The following is a 2,134-nucleotide window of genomic DNA, read 5'->3' on the forward strand; positions in this document are numbered from 1 at the left end:
AACACCACCGTGCTCGGCAACCGCAGCCCCGTCACCGCATTCAGCCGATTCCGCAGCTCCACCGCCATCATCGAATCGAAGCCCAACTCACGGAAGGCCCGGTCCGGGTCGACGGGATCAGGTGTGCTGTGGCCGAGAGCCGCCGCGGCCTGTGCGCGAACCAGGTCCAGCACGACGAGGTACTGGTCCGCCTCGGTCAGACCGTCGAGCAGTGCCGACGGAGCGGCGCCGGCGGCCGCTCCCTGCGCCGCGCCGAACGCCTCCTCCAGCACCGCCCGCACTTCCGGAATGTCGGAGAGCAGCGGCGAGGGACGAACGGCGGTGAACTGGGGAGCGAAGACCTCCCAGTCGATGTCGGCGACGATCCTCGTCGTCTCGTCGGCCGCCGTGGCGTGTGCGAGCGCGGCGACCGCCTGGTCGGGGTTCATGACCCGTACACCGCGGCTGAGGATCCGTTCCCCGACCTCGCCGTCGGCCATGCCTCCGCCGCCCCAGAGGCCCCATGCGACCGACAGAGCGGTCCGTCCCCGGGCACGGCGGTGCTGGGCGAGTGCGTCGAGGTAGGCGTTGGCCGCGGCGTACGCGCCCTGTGCGCCCCCGCCCCAGATGCCGGCGCCGGAGGAGAAGAGGATGAACGCGTCGAGGTCGGTGTCCCGGAAGACATCGTCGAGGTGGGAAGCGCCGCGCACCTTGGCTGAGGTCAGCCCGGCGAGCAGGTCCAGGCCCGTGTCGGCCAGCGGCGCGGAGTCGGTCGTACCGGCCGCGTGGATGACCGCACGGATCGGCTCGCCGTCGGCAGCAGTTCTGTCGACGAGTTCGGCCAGTGCGTCCCGATCCGCGACGTCGCACGCCTCCACGGTGACCCGTACGCCGAGGGCCGTCAGCTCGGACTCCAGTTCCCTGGCACCCGGCGCGGAGCGTCCCTGCCGGCTGGTGAGCACGAGGTGTTCGGCGCCGTTGGCCGCCAGCCACCGGGCGAACCGGCCACCGACGGCGCCGGTGCCGCCGGTGATGAGGACCGTGCCGCGCGGCTGCCATTCCGGGCGGTCGTGCAGGCGCCTGCGGGACACCCGCGCCAGGCGGCGCGCGAAGACCCCGGACTGGCGGAGTGCGAGTTGGTCCTCGTCCTGTTTCCCGACGAGCGCGCCGCACAGTCTGCGCAGCGTCTGCGGGTCGACGGACTCCGGCAGGTCGATCAGGCCGCCCCACCGGTCGGAGTGTTCCAGCCCGGCCACCAGTCCGAGTCCCCACACCTGTGCCTGCTCGGGGTGGATCGGCGTCTCCGCGCCGGGGACCTGTACGGCTCCCCGCGTGGCGCACCACAGCGGTGCGCCTACGGCGGCGTCACCGAGCGCCTGGATCAGAAGCAGCGTCCCGGCTGGTCCGGCCGTCAGCGTCCGGTGGTCCGGGCGCCGCGTCTCGTCCAGGGCCAGCAGGGACAGCACGCCGGCCGGCTCCGCATCGTCGAGCGTCCCGACCTCCTCGGCGATGCGTCGGGCCAGCAGGTCCCGGTCGCAGTCCGCTTCCACGGTCAGGCGTACCACCTGGGCACCGGCGGCGGACAGGGCGCTCTCCACCGCTTCCGCCCACGGGTGGGCCGTGTCGCCGTCCGGTACGGCGAGCATCCAGGTACCGCTCAGCGACACCGACTGCGCTTCGGTCACCGGTTTCCAGTCGACGCGGTAGTGCCAGGCGTCCGCCTCGGAACGCTCACGGCTGTCGCGGCGCCACGGGCCGAGCAGTCCGATGACGCCCTCCAGTTGGGAGGTGTCGTCCACGCCGAGCAGGTCGGCGAGTTCGCCTCGGTCGGCGCCGTCGACGGCCGCCCAGAACCGGCTCTCCTCGGGATCGGCAGCGTCCCCGGAGGCCGCGGCGGTGGACCCGTCGAGCCAGTACCGCTGCCGCTGGAAGGCATACGTCGGCAGGTCCTGGACGTCCGCCACCCGCCCGGACACGGGCCACTGAACGGCAAGCCCGGCAGTGAAAGCCTCCGCCAGCGCCAGCGTGAATCGCCGCTGTTCGTCCTCGTCGCGTCGCAGCGTCCCCAGCACCACCGCAGACGCGTCCGCTGCCTCGACGCTCTCCTCCACCGACCCCGTCAACACCGGATGCGCACTGACCTCGACGAACACAT

Annotated in this window: 1 protein-coding gene; it reads right to left on the reverse strand. The window is 72.6% G+C overall.

Annotated elements, in window-relative coordinates; genetic code table 11:
• A partial coding sequence (locus AB0L95_RS42085; protein ID WP_365171947.1) for an SDR family NAD(P)-dependent oxidoreductase occupies positions 1-2,102 on the reverse strand: 2,102 nt, incomplete at its 3' end.
• Positions 2,103-2,134 lie beyond the last annotated feature (32 nt).

Source organism: Streptomyces sp. NPDC052036, from assembly GCF_040680495.1.
In the GTDB taxonomy this organism is placed as follows: Bacteria; Actinomycetota; Actinomycetes; order Streptomycetales; family Streptomycetaceae; genus Streptomyces.